This window comes from Apibacter sp. HY039, from assembly GCF_004023655.1.
GTDB classification, from domain to species: domain Bacteria; phylum Bacteroidota; class Bacteroidia; order Flavobacteriales; family Weeksellaceae; genus Apibacter; species Apibacter raozihei.
The window spans coordinates 81,509-101,585 of the sequence record NZ_SAYM01000009.1; the positions used below are offsets into that span (position 1 = coordinate 81,509).

General features: G+C 35.7%; 19 protein-coding genes. 4 read left to right on the forward strand and 15 right to left on the reverse strand.

Annotated features, from left to right (window positions below):
* The first annotated feature begins 3 nt into the window (after positions 1-3).
* Positions 4-1,695 carry a DEAD/DEAH box helicase gene (locus EQ921_RS14005; protein ID WP_128332103.1) on the forward strand — a complete coding sequence of 564 codons (1,692 nt, stop codon included), beginning with the start codon at positions 4-6 and terminating at the stop codon, positions 1,693-1,695.
* A gap of 77 nt (positions 1,696-1,772) precedes the next feature.
* Positions 1,773-2,102 (forward strand): heavy-metal-associated domain-containing protein, encoded by a 330-nt coding sequence (locus EQ921_RS14010; RefSeq protein ID WP_128151443.1) that lies wholly within the window; start codon positions 1,773-1,775, stop codon positions 2,100-2,102.
* A 115-nt stretch (positions 2,103-2,217) separates the two neighbouring features.
* Here the strand turns inward: EQ921_RS14010 and EQ921_RS14015 are convergent, their stop codons facing one another.
* The gene (locus EQ921_RS14015; RefSeq protein WP_128151441.1) at positions 2,218-2,652 is read right to left on the reverse strand and encodes an NUDIX domain-containing protein; all 435 of its coding nucleotides are present in this window, start codon (positions 2,650-2,652) and stop codon (positions 2,218-2,220) included.
* Complete coding sequence (mnmD, locus tag EQ921_RS14020; protein ID WP_255424504.1) at positions 2,640-3,332, reverse strand: tRNA (5-methylaminomethyl-2-thiouridine)(34)-methyltransferase MnmD; 693 nt, start codon at positions 3,330-3,332, stop codon at positions 2,640-2,642. The genes EQ921_RS14015 and mnmD overlap by 13 nt, the downstream gene beginning before the upstream one ends.
* A 76-nt stretch (positions 3,333-3,408) precedes the next feature.
* Here mnmD and EQ921_RS14025 point away from each other — a divergent pair, with 76 nt between their 5' ends.
* Entirely contained in the window at positions 3,409-4,467 is a 1,059-nt protein-coding gene (locus EQ921_RS14025; RefSeq protein WP_128151439.1) for a branched-chain amino acid aminotransferase, read from the forward strand.
* A gap of 179 nt (positions 4,468-4,646) precedes the next feature.
* Positions 4,647-5,318: an ABC transporter ATP-binding protein gene (locus EQ921_RS14030; RefSeq protein WP_128332104.1), complete on the forward strand. Its 672-nt coding sequence runs from the start codon at positions 4,647-4,649 to the stop codon at positions 5,316-5,318.
* A 208-nt stretch (positions 5,319-5,526) separates the two neighbouring features.
* Here EQ921_RS14030 and EQ921_RS14035 read toward each other — a convergent pair whose 3' ends face one another.
* From EQ921_RS14035 to EQ921_RS14095, 13 genes are all read right to left on the reverse strand, one after another.
* The gene (locus EQ921_RS14035; protein ID WP_128332105.1) at positions 5,527-6,222 is read right to left on the reverse strand and encodes a hypothetical protein; all 696 of its coding nucleotides are present in this window, start codon (positions 6,220-6,222) and stop codon (positions 5,527-5,529) included.
* Positions 6,223-6,308: 86 nt separating this feature from the next.
* Positions 6,309-7,079: a hypothetical protein gene (locus EQ921_RS14040; RefSeq protein WP_128332106.1), complete on the reverse strand. Its 771-nt coding sequence runs from the start codon at positions 7,077-7,079 to the stop codon at positions 6,309-6,311.
* Positions 7,080-7,141: 62 nt separating this feature from the next.
* A complete protein-coding gene (locus EQ921_RS14045; protein WP_128151431.1) occupies positions 7,142-7,828 on the reverse strand; it encodes a hypothetical protein in 687 nt (228 codons plus the stop codon).
* Positions 7,829-7,965: 137 nt separating this feature from the next.
* Positions 7,966-8,661 (reverse strand): hypothetical protein, encoded by a 696-nt coding sequence (locus EQ921_RS14050; protein WP_128332107.1) that lies wholly within the window; start codon positions 8,659-8,661, stop codon positions 7,966-7,968.
* A 12-nt stretch (positions 8,662-8,673) separates the two neighbouring features.
* The gene (locus EQ921_RS14055; protein WP_128332108.1) at positions 8,674-11,451 is read right to left on the reverse strand and encodes an OmpA family protein; all 2,778 of its coding nucleotides are present in this window, start codon (positions 11,449-11,451) and stop codon (positions 8,674-8,676) included.
* Positions 11,452-11,472: 21 nt separating this feature from the next.
* A complete protein-coding gene (locus EQ921_RS14060) occupies positions 11,473-11,964 on the reverse strand; it encodes a DUF4280 domain-containing protein (RefSeq protein ID WP_128332109.1) in 492 nt (163 codons plus the stop codon).
* A gap of 96 nt (positions 11,965-12,060) precedes the next feature.
* On the reverse strand, positions 12,061-13,179 hold the full coding sequence (locus EQ921_RS14065; protein WP_128332110.1) for a hypothetical protein: 1,119 nt from the start codon (positions 13,177-13,179) through the stop codon (positions 12,061-12,063).
* 83 nt (positions 13,180-13,262) lie between these two features.
* Complete coding sequence (locus EQ921_RS14070; RefSeq protein ID WP_128332111.1) at positions 13,263-14,384, reverse strand: DUF2931 family protein; 1,122 nt, start codon at positions 14,382-14,384, stop codon at positions 13,263-13,265.
* 9 nt (positions 14,385-14,393) lie between these two features.
* Positions 14,394-15,416: a DUF2931 family protein gene (locus EQ921_RS14075; RefSeq protein WP_164875651.1), complete on the reverse strand. Its 1,023-nt coding sequence runs from the start codon at positions 15,414-15,416 to the stop codon at positions 14,394-14,396.
* Between the two features lie 78 nt (positions 15,417-15,494).
* Complete coding sequence (locus tag EQ921_RS14080; protein WP_128332113.1) at positions 15,495-16,625, reverse strand: DUF2931 family protein; 1,131 nt, start codon at positions 16,623-16,625, stop codon at positions 15,495-15,497.
* A gap of 1 nt (position 16,626) precedes the next feature.
* Entirely contained in the window at positions 16,627-18,021 is a 1,395-nt protein-coding gene (locus EQ921_RS14085) for a DUF2235 domain-containing protein (RefSeq protein WP_128332114.1), read from the reverse strand.
* A 9-nt stretch (positions 18,022-18,030) separates the two neighbouring features.
* Positions 18,031-18,210: a hypothetical protein gene (locus tag EQ921_RS14090; protein WP_128332115.1), complete on the reverse strand. Its 180-nt coding sequence runs from the start codon at positions 18,208-18,210 to the stop codon at positions 18,031-18,033.
* Between the two features lie 7 nt (positions 18,211-18,217).
* On the reverse strand, positions 18,218-20,077 hold a 1,860-nt coding region (locus tag EQ921_RS14095), incomplete at its 5' end, for a type VI secretion system Vgr family protein (protein ID WP_128332116.1).

The following is a 20,077-nucleotide window of genomic DNA, read 5'->3' on the forward strand; positions in this document are numbered from 1 at the left end:
TTAATGAATTTATTCGAACAGTATGGTCTTTCAGAAGATATATTAAAGGCCATCACAGAATTAGGTTATACTCAACCTACCGAAATCCAAAAACAAACTATTCCGTTTTTATTGTCCAAAGAAGAGGATTTAATTGCGTTAGCCCAGACAGGGACAGGAAAAACAGCTGCTTTTTCTTTACCAATTCTTGAAATGATTGACGGGCATCAAAAACAAGTGCAGGCACTTGTTCTTTGTCCTACACGGGAGTTATGTTTACAAATTTCTAAAGATGTTGCCAGCTATTCCAAATATTTATCAAATATCCGCTCATTGGCTGTATATGGCGGTTCCAGTATTTCAGATCAGATTAAAGGACTAAAAAATAATCCTCAACTTGTAATCGGTACTCCTGGAAGGGTAAATGACATGATTAAAAGAGGTGTTCTAAAATTAAATCAAATTCAATGGTTAATCCTTGATGAGGCTGATGAAATGCTATCTATGGGTTTTAAAACCGAATTGGAAACTATTCTTAAAGAAACTCCTAAAGAACGTCAGACGTTATTATTTTCTGCAACTATGTCCAAACAGGTGGAAGCAATTGCAAAAAATTATATGAAAGGCGCTCAAAAAATATCAGCGGGCGGTATTAATGAAGTAAAGAAAAATATAACACACAAATTTGTTGTTGTTAGAGATCGTCAGAAAAACAATGGATTGCGCAGACTGTTGGATGCCAACCCGGATATTTATTCGATTGTTTTCTGCCGTACACGTATGGAAACTCAAAACGTAGCCGACTTCCTGATGCATCAGGGATATTCAGCAGATGCTCTTCACGGAGATCTATCTCAGGCTCAAAGAGATACCGTAATGAAAAAATTCAGATTAAAAAATCTGCAAATATTGGTTGCGACAGATGTTGCTGCCCGGGGACTTGACGTAAACAATTTAACCCACGTTATTCACTTTTCTTTACCTGATGATCCTGAAATTTTCGTACACAGAAGCGGAAGAACAGGACGTGCAGGAAAAGATGGTGAATCCATAGCTATCATACGTCCTAGCGAAATGGTTAAATTTAACCGTATTAAAAAGGAAACTGCTATTAAGGTTGAAGAAATGAAGATTCCTACCAAGGAAGAAATTCTTCATGCCAAAGAGATTTTCCTTTCTAATAAACTTCTTGCTCATGATTTTAATACTGAAGAATTTGAAATATCAGAAACTCCAGATTTATCCCTTATTTCCAAGGAAGAACTTTATAAAAGAGTTATGTTCCTAGAACTAAAATCTACCTGGGAATTTTATAAAAATGAAAAGGATATTGCTCCTATCGAGAAAAACGAACGATTTTCCGATAAGGACAGCTCCCGGGGCGGAAGGAGAGACAGAGATCGCGATCGTGACAGAAAGGGACGTAAAGACGGACGTAAAGACAGTAAAGATACCAGAAGCCGAAGCCGTAAACAAAATGCCAACTTTACCCGTTTTTTCTTTAATCTGGGTAAAAGAGACAATTTGAATAAGGTAACGGTTATTGATCTTATCAATAAAAATACAAAAGGTGCTCGTGCAGATATCGGAGATATAGATATCAGAGATAAATTTACTTTTTTTGAAGTTGATTCTAATTTTGCCAATCAGTTACTGAAAAAATTCAATGAATTGAGTTTTAACGGCAAAACTATGTCATTAGAGATTGCACAGTAGTTTAAAAAAATGTTAAATAACTGTTCTTTTGGAACAGTTTGGTATGAAAAATGCTATTTAATTAGTAAATTAAAATTATGAAATTTATTAATTCAATAGCATTTTTTATATTATTTTTTACAGCTATAAGCCTTAACGCTCAAATTAAAAACCCTAAAGTTGAAAAAATAAAAATATACGGAAATTGCGAGATGTGTAAGGAGACCATTGAAAAATCGGGTTCGGCTGAGGGCGTTTCCAAAGTTGAATGGAATAAGGACAATAAGATTGCCGTTATTACATACGACGACAAAAAAACCTCGGTGGATGCTATTTTAAAAAATATAGCAAAATCGGGTTATAGCAGTGATAAGTATAAAGCAAAAAAATCTGATTATACGAAATTACCTCCTTGTTGTCAATACTAAGGAGTTAATATAATACTTAGATTTTCTCATAATTTAATACATTAATTTATCAAATAAGTAAGGGGCTGAATAGTATTCAGCCCTTTTTATATACTCGTCTTGATTATATGTTTTTTCATTTCTTACCTTGTGAATCATTGAGCAACATTTTAATCACCCGCTTATCTACGGGTAGGGTTGCCATTTCTGGATTCAAATCTTTCAAGGCAATCCATTCAACCTGCTCTATATCTTTGTCCATAATTTGCAAAGCAGATAAATCATGACATTGTACTTTATAGTATATGAGTAATATCTGAGCATCCGGAGTTAATTCAGATTCTATAAAAAAATCCTGTGTATAAAAATGTTCTTTGACCTCTACGTCTAAATTAAGTTCTTCCATGAACTCCCTTTTAAGTGTCTGGCGGGTTCCTTCTCCCAATTCCAGTCCTCCCCCGGGTAATTTTAAAACTTTTTTACCTGCATACATTTCCTTAAGAAACATAAGCTTTTCCGATTCTATCAAAAGGGCATAGACCCTTACATTTATCCTTTTTAAATTTTCCATGCGTTTACCATTTCTCTTTTTCCTTTAGGTCCTTCTTTTTTCTCAACTTTAAATCCGGCATGTTGCATTGCCCTGCGGGCACTTCCCTTGCTGGAGTAGGTAGTAAGTAATGCTCCTTCTGACATGGTCCCGTACAGTTGTGAAAAAATTTCATTTTCCCATAATTCAGGCTGCACCCTCGCTCCAAATGCATCATAGTAAACCAAATCAATAGAAGAAACCGGTAAATTTATCAATTCAAAAAAGTCTGAATTATACCTCATTATGCTAAAATTTTCATTAATTTCAGTTAATTCACCCCACGGAGCCTGATGCAAATTAAAATATGTTTCTTCAGCGTTCCCCTTGTTTATAAGTTTCCAATATTCAAGTTCACGCAATTCTTTTTCTTCTACCGGATATTTTTCCAGAGTAAAATAGGTGATTTTTTTATTTTCTTCCTGAGCTTTATAACAAGTTAAAAATGCGTTTAACCCTGTTCCAAAACCCATTTCCAATATTGAAAATACATCTGAATCTATCTGGTCAAATCCTTGATCTAAAAAAACATGGGATGCTTCCTGAAGGATTCCATGCTGAGAGTGGTAACACTCATTCCATTCCGGAATATGCAGCGTTTTACTTCCCTCTGTGGTAGTTATGATAATTCTTTCCAGCATTATTTGATTTGTATTCTTCAAAATTACGATACTTTTTTGATCATCAAGCTGAAATATTTAGTATTTTTGGAATAGAAACATCAAGTAACAATCACTAATGAAAATAAATAAAACCCAACATTCTAAATTAGACCAAGTAGATCCTAATAATTCTCCATTTGGAGAAAATATCTCTGATCACATGTTAATTTGTGAATATGAAAATGGCAAATGGGCAGATCCTTATATTTTGCCTTACGGAGGAATGAATTATTCTCCGGCATTAATGGCTATTCATTACGGACAGGCAATTTTTGAAGGAATGAAAGCCTATAAAGATAAAAATAATGATGTTTTCTTATTCAGACCGGAAAGGAATTTTGAACGTTTCAACAAATCAGCCGAACGATTGGCCATGCCTTCCATAACCAAGGAGGCGTTTCTGGACGGGCTCTATACACTTATTGATTTGGACAGGGACTGGGTACCTAGTAAAGAAGGAAATTCATTGTATATAAGGCCTACTATGTTTGCTTCTGAAGAAATGTTTTCTGCAAGAATATCTAATAAATATACTTTTGCAATTATGACTTGCCCGGCAAACAGTTATTATGACAAACCTTTAAAAATAAAAATTGAGAATCACTACACACGTGCTGTGGATGGAGGTGTAGGTTTTACCAAATGTGCCGGCAACTACGGTTCTTCTTTTTACCCTACCCAGCTTGCCAACGAGCAGGGATTCGATCAGGTCATATGGACTGACAGCCAGGAGCATAAGTACTTTGAGGAATCGGGTACTATGAATGTTATGGTTAGAATTGAAGATACGCTTTTTACTCCTCCTACATCCAATACTATTTTAAACGGGGTTACCCGTAGCAGCCTAATCGATTTGGCGAGACATCATCAAATTGAAGTAAAAGAGGAACGAATCTCTGTGGATCTTGTTGTCAATTCTCACAAAGAAGGAAAATTAAAAGAAATTTTCGGTTGTGGAACGGCTGTAGTTGTCAACCGATATTCTCATCTGGGGTATAATGATTCAATATTGGAATTACCTCAACTTAGTGATGAAGATAGCTATGCTGTATTTCTTAAGAAACAATTGGTAGGCATACAAACCAATCAGCTGGAAGATCCATTTGGATGGAGGGTTCAGGTTGATAAAAAATAAATTATAAAATAAAAATCCGGAAGTTTCCGGATTTTTATTTTATGCCAGTTTATATTTATATCCCTTACCGATAAAATACTAGTTAAACTCTTGTTACCTGCTATATGCCTTATCACTTATATTTGAGAATTTTTAGATCGGGTTGCATTAATTTTTAGTATTTTTGGTAAAACATTTTTATGGTACTGATAAGAAATATACATAAATCTTTTGGAAACCTGGAAGTATTAAAGGGGGTTTCCCTTCATATTCAAAAGGGGGAAATCGTTACTATTGTTGGAGAATCAGGAGCAGGAAAATCCACTCTCCTACAAATAATAGGAACGTTGGATAAGCCTTCTACTCCGGAAAAATATCATAGTATCATAGAAATTGATCATTTGCCTATTACTCAACTGCGTGACAAGGAACTATCTATTTTCAGAAACCAGAATATCGGTTTTATTTTTCAATTCCATCAGCTATTACCCGAATTTACTGCTTTAGAAAATGTTATGCTGCCGGGAATGATTGCCGGAAAACCTAAAGTGGAGTTACACAAAAAAGCGACAGAATTACTTAAATATCTGAGCCTTGCTCACAGACTGGAACATAAACCGGGAGCTCTTTCAGGGGGGGAGCAACAAAGGGTAGCAGTTGCCCGGGCATTAATGAATGATCCTAAAGTGATACTTGCGGATGAACCTTCCGGAAATTTAGATTCTAAAAATGCTGAGGATTTACATCAATTGTTTTATAAACTGAGACAGGAATTTAATCAAACTTTTATAATTGTCACTCATAATACTCATCTTGCTGAAATGGCAGACCGTAGCTTAACCATGAAAGACGGCACTGTAATATTCAGCTAAATGTTTAATCAACAAGTTTTGTAAATTGAAGTATCTCTGAGACAAAATCAAAATTAAATTCAATAGACTTTCTTTATTTATTAAGTAAAACTATTTATATATACATCTACTGTACAATACCTTAGACACCTTGGTAAATTACTATTTTTTAAAAACACACTTAAGTCTAGATGTAGAATTATATTTATTCGGGTTGTATATCTAAAATTTACTTTACATATTTGGAAAGAGGAGAATTAGCCGGAGGTTTTAAATGACCAAAAATAACATTATCACGAAAGGCTTCTTTAGTAACAGGCGAATACGTAGCATTATAATCTTTAAATTGAAAATTAAAGTTAAGTAAATGATAACTATTATCGTTCTCCCATATAATAATACTTGGATAGGTTACATTATAAATTTGTGAATTCGTTCCATCCATTATTTCCCAATGAAATTCATTAGGAAATAATTTTTTCACATCCGTTAAAAAAGAAATTTCATTTTTTTCTGCAGTAGTGTTATTACTTATAATTCCTGAGGGCTTACCCAGTTTTTTAAGTAATTTTCTTGTTAATTTTATTAATTCCTTCTTATCTGCATTAAATTTGTAACTGGCAATTTTATTATTATAAATAATTATTTTAATAGGTTCAGAATCTTCGTTTCCGGGTATACCCTCATAGTTTACCTGATGATTATTCCCAAAATTGCAACTATACTTTATTGTTAATTCTGATCCAGGAACTAGCTTAGGTCCTTCATAATGACCATTCTGTTCTTCTTTTTCAAAAAAATTATACTTTTCTATTTTTAAATTCTCAGAATTTTCTCCTAATTTTATGGTAGACAAATCTAAAGTTTGTCCACTATAACTAACTATTACAAAGTTAATAATGAGATAAATAAATAATTTTTTCATTTGTTTAATTCTAGAATCTATTACTATAAGCTTTAAAACTTTTTAGTTATCAAAGGTCTGACCAGTTCTTTAAAAAATACATTTTATCAAATGACTTCAAACTCCGTTTTTCCTTTAGGAATATAGAATAACAAATCTAACATTAATTCTTCACGAGTTTCATAATTTATTAAATATAAGGCAGATTCTCCGTTTGTTTTTTTTAAGGCTGCTGCCTTATCAAAACCATAAGACATATAAATGGCATCGGAGGGAATAGGTTGAACTTTAAAACCCGATTGAAAATCATTGATCAAATCTGAAATTCTTTTTTCTGACTTTTCATTACTCAGGTACATAGAAGTTCTCATACTATTTTCACGAGTAGCTATTTTTTGCTTAAAAAGCTCATATTCTCCATTGTTTATAATCTGCGTTAGTCTATTGTATGCATCAATCAATTTTGATTTTACATTTTCCATCTCTTTAAGGTTTTCTCCCGTCGTCCAACCATCAAATGAATAAGGAACTGCCGCTTGAAAAACAGAAGTATAAGTGAGAACGGGAATAATTTGTTCTTTTTTTATTGAAGGAAAAGAATATTCCCATACTTTTTCTTTAAAATCAAATTTATGAGATATTTCATACAGAGAAATTTCTACTTTTAATTCTGCTTCAGGATTTAAATTGGTAGTTCCGGTTATGGGTAATAAATGTACACTTATAGTTTGTTCTCCACTCTTAGGTATGGCAAAGTTTATCGGAACGATAGATGAAGCTTGTCCTTCAATATTAATTGTTATTACAGAAATATCATTAATCCTTACTTCAAACATACAGGCAACGGCATTGAATTTTATTACATAATAGGGTTTCATCTTAAATTTTTTTAAATTAATATATTAAACTTTCCATAAGCTTTAGATCTATGGGTGTTCTTCTAATTTTCAACTAGTATATCTGAAATAACATCCCATTCACCACTTAATACTTCTGTAAAATAGTTATCATCAGATTTTGTTACAGCTAAATGATGACCTAGATAAGTATTGTTTTCACTATCATAATATTTTGCCATACTATAAGTTTTTCCTTCTATGTTTTTCCATACATAACCAATTTGTAAAATATTTTTTTTATAATTAGTGCCTGAAGGAAAATGAGATACCTGCGAACTGATTAATGTATTTTTTTTAGGTATTCCCAGCTTATTCTCTAAAAGAGAAATGAGTTTTTCTCCTTTATTTTCATTTTTAATATTAATGATATACATTCCAATCTTCTGGTTTTTATCATTATAGTCAAAACTTAGTTGTTCTCCTGATAACGAAAAACCCTTTAAAAAAATATTTTTTGGTGATGTAAATGTAATAACAGAATAATCTATCAGCATCCAAACTTCCGCTTCTTCTTCAAAATCTATATCTTTATTACTGATTAATGGGGGATTGAATTTATTTTTTTTCATGTTCGTAAGATTAAACCCAATTTTTTTTAAAGTGGGATTAATCTCTTCTGTAAAATTTATGGAATCTAAATCAAACGTTTCTGTTACTTCTTTTTTTTCCTGCCCATTACATGAAATTAATAAACAAAAAGAAAGCATTAATAAAATTATTTTTTTCATACACACGAATTTATATATTATTATTGATTATAAAATTATCAAGCATTATTTTTATTATACAGCTATTTAACAATAAAGTTATATAATTTAATTAACTACATTATAAGAGTAAAAAAGTATTATAATTTTTTTATTTGTTAGGGATGATCAATTAATTTATCTACTGCTCGCCATCCTCCCATTATACGTAAAGAAATATTATCATCGGCTTTAGCCCAAGCGAAATGATGACCCAAATATTTATCTTTTTCATAAAATTTCACAATACAATAAGTTTTACCATTATTATTGTTCCATACCATCCCCGTTTGTTTAATTTTCCTTTTATAATCAATTACTTTTGTTTTGGAAGAGTACCCAGAGAAAACTTTATAATCAGTAAATTCTGTTGTTTTAGGAGCATCAAAATCTTTTACTAATTGAGCAATTAAGTCATCCCCTCTTTGCTCATTCCAAATATCTACTTGAATCATTATTATTCGAGAGTTTTCTTTATTATAATGAAAACTTAATTCATCTGATTCTAATGAAAAATCTTTAAAATAAATATTGTTAGGAGCTAAAAACTTGATAATATGACCATAAGTAGCTAATGCAAAATGATTGTCGAAATTAGATTTAAAATCTGATTCTTTTCCAAAAATAGATAAAACCCGATAGTTAGTTTCTTTTGATTTTGAAAGATCAAATCCAAGTTCATCTAAGATAAAATCATTTTTTTCCGTGAAATTTATGGAAGCCAAATCATTTTTTTTTGTCAGCTCTTTGTTTTCCTGTCCATTACACGAACAAAATAAATATAAAGCGAGTGCTAATAAAAATATTTTTCTCATGATAGAAAATTGCTAATTATTATCTAAAAACACAATATTAGGACTGTATCCTGTAAAAGCTTCTAATTTTTCCATTATATCAAAATCTTTAAAGAAAATATCATGAACTTCTTTATCTACAATTTCCTGATTGAAATTAAGCCAACTTAGCCAGCTTTTTTTAGTAGATAAACCCGCTTCAGCTTTTAATACGAAATCTACAGCGAGTCCTTCAAAAATAAGTTTAGGCCTATAAAAAAACTTATTATCTTTATAGTTTAAAGTATGTCCAAATGAAGCCGTTGCTTTTCCTGAAGCTTTAATTTGTCCTCTTACATAAGCTTTTACACCTACTATCACATATTCCCCTTCTATTATAATCTCTGCTATTAACTGTATAGATAATCTTGTACTAAGTTCGGCCCTAGCTTGGGTTTGTGTATTTGACTGAGTATTAATTTCCAAATTTGCTTCTCCATTAATCATTCCGGTAATAATTAAATCCATCCTAAAATCTATTCCAGCTTTAGCTGCCCAGTCCTTTACCTCATGATAAACTTTTAATACCACTTTATTCGCTGATCCTCCTGATAAATAGGTAGATCCAGCTTCCAACAAACCAGCCAATAAATCTATCGTTATTTCCAATCCTATTAATGGTTCTGCTTTGAAGAAAAAATTGAGCAAAGTACCTAATTTCGGTTGTTTAACCTTGTCAACATCTCCTCTTATCAGTTCCCATTCAGACCCAATAGAAAAATTAGGCGGTTTCATTTCTATTTTATAGGAAGCTTCGGGAGTTGCTTGTCTTATCCCCCCCTTGGTAACATCAGTAATTACTTTAGATATTTCCTTCAGCCCTCCAAAAATATTATAAAAGGCTTTTATTTTGCTTTCATACTTAAAAGTTGCATCTTGTTTATCCAGATATTTCTCCCCATTCTTGTTCCATTGAGCTTCTAAAATAACCCCCCATTTTATATTTGTTTGTTTCCAACGGGTTCCTGCACCAATTTTCCCAGCCTTGCTTTGCATTTCTTTATGCTGTGCAGGAGAAAGTTTTGACCATTTAACGCTAAGTTCATCACTTAAATTCATATAAAGTGAAAACATCCATTTGATATCTGGGTAGGCATGTACTACAACCGTTGGATTATTGTTTTCAGAATAATAACGACATGAGTGTATATGAATATGAAATTGATTAGGACTATTAAGACTCGGAATTATATATTTTAAAGGAAGAACATCTATTTGAGGAAGGGTGGAATATACAGGAAATTTTGATTTCCCTGTAGGATAGGGTTTAGGGCGAGTACCATCGCTCAATTTTTGTTCTATATCAATAATTGTAATTGGTTTTGCTGGATTTCTATTGTGTGAATCCGTGAAACATTTATTTACATTCATGTCCTCCACATTCAAGGTCAGTTGTTTGGTAAACTTATTCTTTTCATTTTGACTGTAGAGTGAAGGAGCGGTGGTCTCAAATATAATACTACTGGCATCGTGCCCTATAAAAGTAAAAGAAATATCGACTCTTCTTGCTTCCCTGTAATTTTTTTCATCTTTATATTTAATATTATCACGACCTTTTTTATCATCCGTAGCATCAATTTCTCCCCGTCCTTTAGATATTATTCTTTTAGGATCCAGCTTACCGTCAATAAATATTTTTTGGATAGCATCAGATCTTCTTTGTGATAATTTTTGGTTATATGTTTCCGGACCTATTACACAAGCATAACCGTCAATAGTTATTGTAGAGTGCTCATGCTCAAGTAAAAATAAAAGTATATTATCTATTTTCTTTTTATTTTCAGGTGTAATATCGGAGCTATTGAAGTTGAAGTAAATAGTTCGGCTAATCTTTTTTTTAGGATTTCGAGATTTTATTTTTTGTCCATTATCAAATAATTTGACCGGATCTTTTTCATCTTCATCAATAATGAAAATTTTAGTGAATTTACAAGATTCATAACGTTCCGGATTATTTTCAGGCACCCCTATCTGAGTAGGTGTTAAATTAACCGAATTATTTACTTGAGTATTTGAAACTTTATTTAGAATTTTTAAAGAAATAGCGTGTTTGTCGTCATTTTGGTTATCTTTGATGTAAGAACCTTTAGCGTCTTGCTTAACCATGACATAAAAATTTTCTTCTTCCCTAATTTTGTACGAAATTCCCCAAGAAGATTTTCTTAATTTAGTATACCAGTCATAAGTATTATTAATTTCTAAAGTAATAATTCCATTAATACATTGAACTTTTGAATATGTATAAATAAGTGGATCTTTTCCTGGTCGAATATTATAAATATCAACAATAATATTTTTATATCCATTTAACCCTTCCGTTTCTAAACGAAGAGTAACCGAATCGCCATAACGAATCGATTCTAAATTCTTGATATTTTTATTTTTAAATAACCATTTAGATTTTACTATTTTTGGTTCCGCATAACCTCGTACATGTAATCCTACTTTTTTTGGATCGGGTTTGCCTCCTAAACTCGCTTCTATGTAGAAAAAATATTTTCCACATAAATATTCAGGTATGGAAAAACCATAAAGTTTGGATGAAGGTATAGTCATTTGGTTAATAATTATTTTTCTATCCTCACTCTGTTGTATCCATGTTAAATCTTTTTTCTTATCCTCAGCATTAGTTCCTGCTTCCCATTCTCCGACAGTAAATGTTGCTTGTTTGCCTGCAACTATTGTCATATATTCATTCGGTTTAGATAAATCAGCTCTAACAACTCCCGTTTCTTTTCCTGTCCATTTTATCTTTTTAACGCCTTTTGCCATAATTATCTGAATGTTTTACGATTAAATAGAACTATCTTCTCCTCCTTCAAGTATTAATTCTTCTTCTTTCATTTCATTGATATCGACCATAGGATTAATCTGACTATGGATTTCCCGGTCAACATTTTTAAAATTCTGAGGGCTTGGTTCTGATATTTGCCCGTGGTGGGTAACGGATATGCAGGGAGACCCGGCAACAGCACAAATGGCTTTGCTATTTTCTACAATTATTTTCCCTTGATTGCTTAAGGTTACGGGTTCATAGAAATCTGTCCATTGCGTAATATTGACTTTGCAGGGAGGCGGAGGGCTTCCCATTTTGGAACAACTTCCAAAAGTATTATTTTTTAAGGTTGAAGAGCCTAATTCCTGAGTGGTAACTATTAATTTATCAGAACCCTCGGCGTCATTGGCATATTCTTTTGTATGGGTGTTTACCACCAGGCTATCAGGAGCATTTCCAAACTGGCATGCACAGGTAGCTCCTTGTACGACTATATGCTTTTCACTCATGATTTATAATTTAAAAATAAAATTTATATAATAAAATAATTACTATTCAAATATAATAAAAAATGGCTATTTATTATCTAATAATAAATAGATTCATCAATCGAATAGAAAAGATTTTCTATATTGCGACTTTTCTTCTTTAATTTGACCAATATTTATAATTCCTACTTCTTTTACATAGGTACTTTTGTCCTTTACCCGGGAGGCAGTGACGTATACTTTTCGTTTTTCAGCAAGCTCAAGCGTACATTCCAGATACAAGCTTTCAATTTCGCTGTATTTTGGTTCTAAAAAGTACCGAGCCCTATACTTCCCTACAGCCGGAGGAAGAGATTCTTCTTCAGGGACTCTTACCGGGAAATAGGCTTCGTTTTCAAAATCGAACAGGCTTCGTTCGTCGCAAGATACTCCTTTTCTATCTATACAATAGAGGGTTTCATTTTCATCCTCTATGAGGTTTATCTGATCATTTACTTTATATTCCACTGCTGGAATAAAGGGTAACACAGGAAATAAACAATTGAGAGTCTCGGCATTCTCGTTTGAATATTCGTGATATAACCCGTTAAAAAAGGTCTGATAAAACCAGTCTTTTTTTATTTGCTGAAACAACAAGCCAGAACTGGATATTATTTGATCGTTTTTGGAAATATACCTTTCAAAAGTCTCCCCGATATAGTTATCTTCAAGATCTTTTTTGTTAGCATTCCATCTTTTTTGTATTTCCGAATCATTTAACAGATCGGTAATTTCTCCGGAAGTATTAATGGATAAATCCATAGGATAAAGAGACGAGACTACTTCCCAGGCTAGTTTATCTGCCATTAAATTGGGTTCCTCATCATTAATAAAAAGATCAGTACGGTAAATACGTACTTTATTTCTCTCTAACCAGGTGATTTCCGTTTTAAATTTTATTGTATTTTCCTTTTCTCCTGTAAACGACGATACCATCACCTGATAGATATTGGTTTTTAATTGAGGATTTAGATTAAGTGTAAATAAGCCCTGCTTTAATTGAGAAATATCTCTATTTACAGATGCTTCTTTGGGTTGATAATAAATTTCTTTAAGTCTGCCCGGCAGTTTATCGCCAATGAGTTGAAAAAGCTCGCAATGATTGTTGTGAAAATTTTTAAGCTCAAAAAGGCTCAGGCCTAAAGCCGAAGCTATGCTCTCTAAGGTATCTCCTCTTTTTATCAGGTATTTTTTCATAGACTTTCGTTTTTTTATCAGTTTTCGATTATAAATATTTTACATTTATTAAATCTTACTATATAAATAAATCTACTCACTTTTTATTTTTTAAATTCATACGGAAAAACATAAACAATGATATCGGTTAGTTCCACTTCTTTTTCCGGGGTTCGTACCCAGACGGTCATCTTTTGCGGATCGGCTCCTACTTTAAAAACCAGATCTATGGGTTTGTCTTTTTCCATCTGTTTAAATACCCGGTAGGCCTGTTCTTCTTTAGTATCTTCGGGCCAGTAGGGGCCTATTTCCGATTTATAATTCACCCGGTAGTATTTGCTGTCTTTCGTAAAATAGACCAAGGCATAATAGCCTTTACCTTTAGCATCGGTAAAGTAAAAACGAAACCAATACGGAACTGCCCGCTCTTTATATTGATCGTTCCCTAAACGGGGAGGAAAAATTCCTTCTTCTTCGGCATTAATAGCTCTAAAATGTAAATAATATACCGGCTTTGCTCCTTCCACCACATATTTCCATACAAATCGCTCCCGGTAACTGTCCCAAAGAGTATAGGGCAGACTATGGGTGGCTATTTCTTTTTTTACTTTTTCGGAAGCTATTTTTTCTAAATAATATGCAACCGTTTCTTCCCTACCCCCATTTTCAAAAATATCTCTCCAGTTTCTCTGCACTTCCTTTGCCTGATAAACACCTAAACCTACCTGATCCATAGGACCGAAAATCCAGAGATAGACCTTGCCCCCGGGGGTAACACTTACCGTAAGTCCGTTGTATTTACGGTAAGGAAGCATCTTACCGGACTGATTGTCGTCAAAAGTTTTCCCTTTAATTCTTGGGTTATCCGGCTCTTCCTCAAATAGTTGTACAATCTTTTCGTAGGGCAGGGCAAAATCTCCTTCGTAAAATTTATCTTCCGAATCAGAGTAGAAACCAATATGCAGGCTGTCCGGAACCGGATTTAGCCCGCTCCCTATGACATCCCCCCCTCCTTTCGCTCCCCATGGACCGCTTAAATGATTGGTATATATAGGGATACTCTTTTCTCCGGGAGAACTAAAGTATCCGTGATATAAATGCATTCCATACCCATCCGCACAAAAGGCATTGGTCGTAAACTTATAATTTTTTTCCCTGGTTTTCTGACAAGAGAACAGGGAGATATTCAACAGAATACTTAAAAATATCAATACACACCGAAACATCCTTAGTTTTTATTTTTTAAATTCATACGGAAAAACATAAACAATGATATCGGTTAGTTCCACTTCTTTTTCCGGAGTCCGTACCCAGACGGTCATCTTCTGCGGATCGGCACCTACTTTAAAAACCAGATCTATGGGTTTGTCTTTTTCCATCTGTTTGAATACCCGGTAGGCCTGTTCCTCTTTGGTATCTTCGGGCCAATACGGTGCCTTTTCGGATTTATATTTTTTTAAATAATATTTGAGTTCTTTCGTAAAATATACACGGGCTTCGTGGCTTTTACCTTCAGTATCTGTAAAAAAGAAACGAAACCAATAAGGTACTGCCCGCTCTTTATATTGATCGTTCTCTAAACGGGGAGGAAAGATTCCCTCTTCTTCCGCATTAATAGTTTTAAAATGTAAAGAGTTGACCGGTTTTGCTCCTTCTAATACATACTTCCACAAAAACCGCTCCCGGTAACTGTCCCAAAGAGTATAGGGAATATGATCTTTTTTGAAAGATTTACTTACCTCTTCTCTATCTCCCGGCTCTGAGGATTCTCTAAAATCTTTCCAATTGAAATTTATTTCCTTTGCCTGATAGACTCCTAAGCCTACCTGATCCATCAGACCGAAAATCCAGAGATATACCTTGCCTCCGGGGGTAACACTTACCGTAAGTCCGTTGTATTTACGATAGGGAAGCATCTTACCGGACTGGCTGTCATCAAAAGTTTTTCCCTTCTCATCGGGGTCTTCCGAATCTTCCTCAAATAGTTGTACAATCTTTTCGTAGGGCAGGGCAAAATGTCCTTCATAAAACTTATCTTCTGTATATGAGTAAAACATTATATGCAGGCTGTCCGGAGCCGGGTTTAGTCCGTTTCCTATGACATCCCCTCCTCCTTTGCCTCCCCAGGGTCCGCTCAATGACTCTGAGTAAATAGGAATACTCTTCCCTCCGGGAGAACTAAAATATCTTAAATAGAGTTCCATATGGTATCCATCTGCACAAAAGGCATTGGTCGTATATTTATAGTTTTTTCCCATAATTTTCTGACAAGAGAACAGGGAGATATTCAGCAGAATACTTAAAAATATCAATACATACCGAAACATCCTTAGTTTTTATTTTTTAAATTCATACGGAGATACATAAACAATGATATCGGTTAGTTCCACTTCTTTTTCCGGGGTTCGTACCCAGACGGTCATCTTCTGCGGATCGGCACCTACTTTAAAAACCAGATCTATGGGTTTGTCTTTTTCCATCTGTTTAAATACCCAGTAGGCCTGTTCTTCTTTGGTATCTTCGGGCCAGTAGGTTCCTTTTTTTGATTTATATATTTTTAAATAATATTTAGGATCTTTCGTAAAATAGACCAAGGCATAATAGCCTTTACCTTTAGCATCGGTAAAGTAAAAACGAAACCAATACGGAACTGCCCGCTCTTTATATTGATCGTTACCTAAACGGGGAGGAAAAATTCCTTCTTCTTCGGCATTAATAGCTTTAAAATGTAAATAAGATACCGGTTTTGCCCCTTCCACCACATATTTCCACAAAAACCGCTCCCGGTAACTGTCCCAAAGAGTATAGGGCAGACTATGGGTGGCTATTTCTTTTTTTACTTTTTCGGATGCTATTTTTTCTAAATAATATGCAACCGTTTCTTCCCTACCCCCATTTTCAAAAATATCTCTCCATTTCCTCTGTACTTCCTTTGCCTGATAAACACCTAAACCTACCTGATCCATAGGACCGAAAATCCAGAGATAGACCTTGCCCCCGGGGGTAACGCTTACCGTAAGTCCGTTGTATTTACGATAGGGAAGCATCTTACCGGACTGGCTGTCGTTAAAAGTTTTTCCCTTCTCATCGGGGTCTTCCGAATCTTCCTCAAATAGTTGTACGATTTTTTCGTAGGGCAGGGCAAAATCTCCTTCGTAAAATTTATCTTCCGAATCAGAGTAGAAACCAATATGCAGGCTGTCCGGAACCGGATTTAGCCCGCTCCCTATGACATCCCCCCCTCCTTTCGCTCCCCATGGACCGCTTAAATGATTGGTATATATAGGGATACTCTTTTCTCCGGGAGAACTAAAGTATCCGTGATATAAATGCATTCCATACCCATCCGCACAAAAGGCATTGGTCGTAAACTTATAATTTTTTTCCATAGTTTTCTGACAAGAGAACAGGGAGATATTCAGCAGAATACAGCCTGTAATAAGTAGTATTTTTTGTACCTGATTCATATTATCCGGTTATTATTTTTCGTTTATTATCGCTTCGGGCCCCGTGTCCGGTTTTTCCGGTAGCCGACCAATGGACATAGCCGTTACGCAGGATTTTTTCATTGGTAAAATCGAGATAGTCCTGATACCGTATCTTTGCGCCCTGCCGGGGAGAAACTTTTTTTACTGCTTCTATATAGTTGTCCAGCCTGCTTTTTACATAGCCCAGAATATGCGTTTTACCATCAGAGGTTTTTAAAGGTATCGGGAAATTATTTAATTTTCTCATCTCTATTAAATCAAATTCCGCTTTTTTTTCCGAAGCCAGCTGGCACATCAGGTGCAGGGTAATATAACTGTAACGGTTATCTATATAGCGTTTCCCTATCCACTCATAACTTATTACCTCGTTGTGATAGACTTCTGCCAGTTTTAGTTCCTTTTCTTTATACCATCCCCGGGAAATTAAAGATTTTTTTTCAGCATCTATCTGGGTTCTTCCTCCAGCTACTTTATGTGCCTGTTCAAACCAACCGCTTTCGTAACAGCCTCCCACATCGGCATGGGCACCGGGTATGAGGTATTCTCTTCCTTTTTCCCCGGCACTGCTTATATCGGTACAGTTAAAGTTTTTCCGCCATTCATCGGAAGCGGCTAATTGCACCACATGGCTTACCCGCCAGTTACCTAGAGAATTCAGATTTAGATCTTTTACATCGTCATCAAAATTGACTCCATAGGAAGAAACCGTATCGTATAAGCCCACAAAGCGTATGCTGATACTTTTTACAGTTACATTTTTTTCCTGCAACAGATATCCCAAATGTCCGAACCGGGGAAGATTCTCATAACTTACTATTTTATCAAAAGAATCTTTAAAAGTCATTCTTTCCCTTTTAGCCTTATAGGCCGGTTTGGTTATTTCGTGTATAAAATTGCGGGCTCCGGCCGCTCCCCGGCTAAATCCGAATACATCCAGAGTCAGGGTAAGTTCTACATTTTTATCTACCTTATCGGCTATTTTTTCACAGGCTCTGCGTACTTTCATCCGTACCCCGGTATCTCCGGTTCCGGTAAGATAGTCGGTTACCGTATCTGTTTTCCCATCCTGGGTTCCCGGCCCTTCGATATAAACCGCCATATCTTTCCCATCTTTATAATAATCTGCCATTCGGGCTACGTTGGAGTAGTCGTTGTTGTAACTATCTTTACTCAATGAATCAGAAAAAGCCCAGGGGTCTTCTTTTACGGCTTCTTTATCGTAGGAAAGCCCTTTTTTCTTTTTTTCTTTTTCTTTGCGTATGTAGGTGTTTCTCCGGTTATTAAGGGTTCCGTCAAAAAAAATTCCTAAGGTTAGATCCTGAATTTGCTTATTTCCCTCCCCAGGGGTATACTCACCAAATTGTATATCTGCCATGTCTTTTTTTTAGTTTTCCATTTTTTTATTTCCTTGTACCTCTATCTTTTTATTTGAATTGAGGCTGAGGTTTCCATGTCTTGCTTCCATAAGCAGCTGATCTGCAATTTTCACCAATTTACCGGTGCGCAAATGGTACTCATTGTCAACCTTTATTTCTATATTTTTTGCTTTTTTATGAATTGCCATTTTTAATTTAAAATAAGTTGGATTTTTCGGCGCTGTTCATCTGTACGGTTTTGCCGCTTTGCAACAGCATATTTTCCTGGTTGCTAAAAATAGAGGACTGCTCGCTAATTTCCCGGGAAAGAGATGACTCGCGGTGATACAGATTATCGGCTGTTTCCGTGCGCATTTCCGAACTTTCACTAATCGTTCCCGCAGCTGTCTGGTATATATCGTTTCCTGCAGTCTGGTTTATATTCTCGCCAACGTCTATAGACAGGTTTTTAGCAACACTTATATCCATATTTTCACCAACATTTATTGAAAAATTTCTGGGAGCATTCATGGAGATATTTCCTTCTCCGTCCATAAACATACGGTTACCGCTGGGGTCTTCAATCAGGATGGAACCCTGTCCTTCGGCATCGTTAAATACGATTTTGGTTCCGCTTCGGGTTTGAATGACTTTCATGTCGTTTCCTTCGGTATAGTAGGCCGCAATTTCTCCTCCGTTGTAAGCGGTTCCCAATACTACCGGATATTCGGCATTGCCTCCCTGAAAGGCTACCAATACGGTTTCGCCTATCTCAGGATTCAGGTAGGTGCCTTTACCGCTTCCCGCATGGGGCTGTATGACCTGCACCCAGGGGCTCTGGCTGTTTTCGGGCTTTTGCCAGGTAAACTGCACCCGCACGCGTCCCATCTTCAGCGGGTCCTGATTGTCGGTTACGGTGGCATGCTGCAAATCGGCTTTCGGAAAGGCATTTTCTTCGTACACATCGGGTACGCTAAGGTCTTTGGGTATGCCTTTAAAGCTGTTGGTATAGCCTTCGCCATCGGCAAAATGATGCGTAATTTCCGTGATTTTATAGGATTCTACCGGTACTTTTCCCGATTTGAATATTTCGTGTCCGGGCATCCAGGCCATCATCTTTACGACCGTACCTACCTGCAGCTCCGGATGGTTGGTGGTGGCTTCCATATACACCAGGTTCTGCCTGTTTCTTTTTTCCCTTTCTACCGAGCGTTGCAGCTGCGAGGCATCGGCAGGATTTTGAAGGTAATGTCCCGAAGGGGATACGTTAAAGGCTGAGGCCGAGGCATTCTGGGCAAATTGCTGGAAAGGGTTTTCCGAGGCCTGTACGGATTGCGAGGAGGAATCTACGCTATAGTCTTCCGCCTGTTTGGGATCGTACACCGATCTGCTGAACTGCTGGGGCCTGATTTCCATTTTAAGCTCGTAATCGTAAATATCTTCGCCTTCGGTAAGCTCTACGATTTTTCCGCCCCAGGCGGAGAAACGGAACTGCTCGCCGGTATAGTGCAAATTTTCCCCGTACCTTTGGGAAAGCCTGCGCAGAAAATGGTAATCGCTTTCGTTCATCTGTACGGTATAGGGAAGTTTTTCTTTGTAATTAGGATTGAGGTCAAAGTTTACCAAATCCTGCGGATAGCCGGCGGTTACTTTTTTTACAATGTCTTCGAAGCTGGAATCTTCGAAGCTGCGGCAGTGCCTTCCGTTTTCCATCAGGACAGAGGGCGATTTTCCGCGTAAAACAATATGTTTGGAGCCGTTTTGTATCCGGCTGGATATCTGGGTGATTACGCCAATAAACTGACTCATCACCCGGCCGTACTGCCGGAAGGAAAATGTGATCCTCTTACCCAGATGGCGGCGGGAGTTTTCCAGCGGATAGGCTTTGGATTCTGAAAATTCGTCGGGGTCGGCGGTAAGCTCAAACTCGTGGTGTCCGCTAAAGGACTGCTTCAGCTCCAGCTTCAGGTTGGTCTGGTTGAAATAATCCACTCCCTGTATCTGTACGCTTATGCTGACCAGCGAGCTGTTGCCGTACTGGCTGTCTTTGTTTCCTCCGTAGCGGGCATAGTAGCT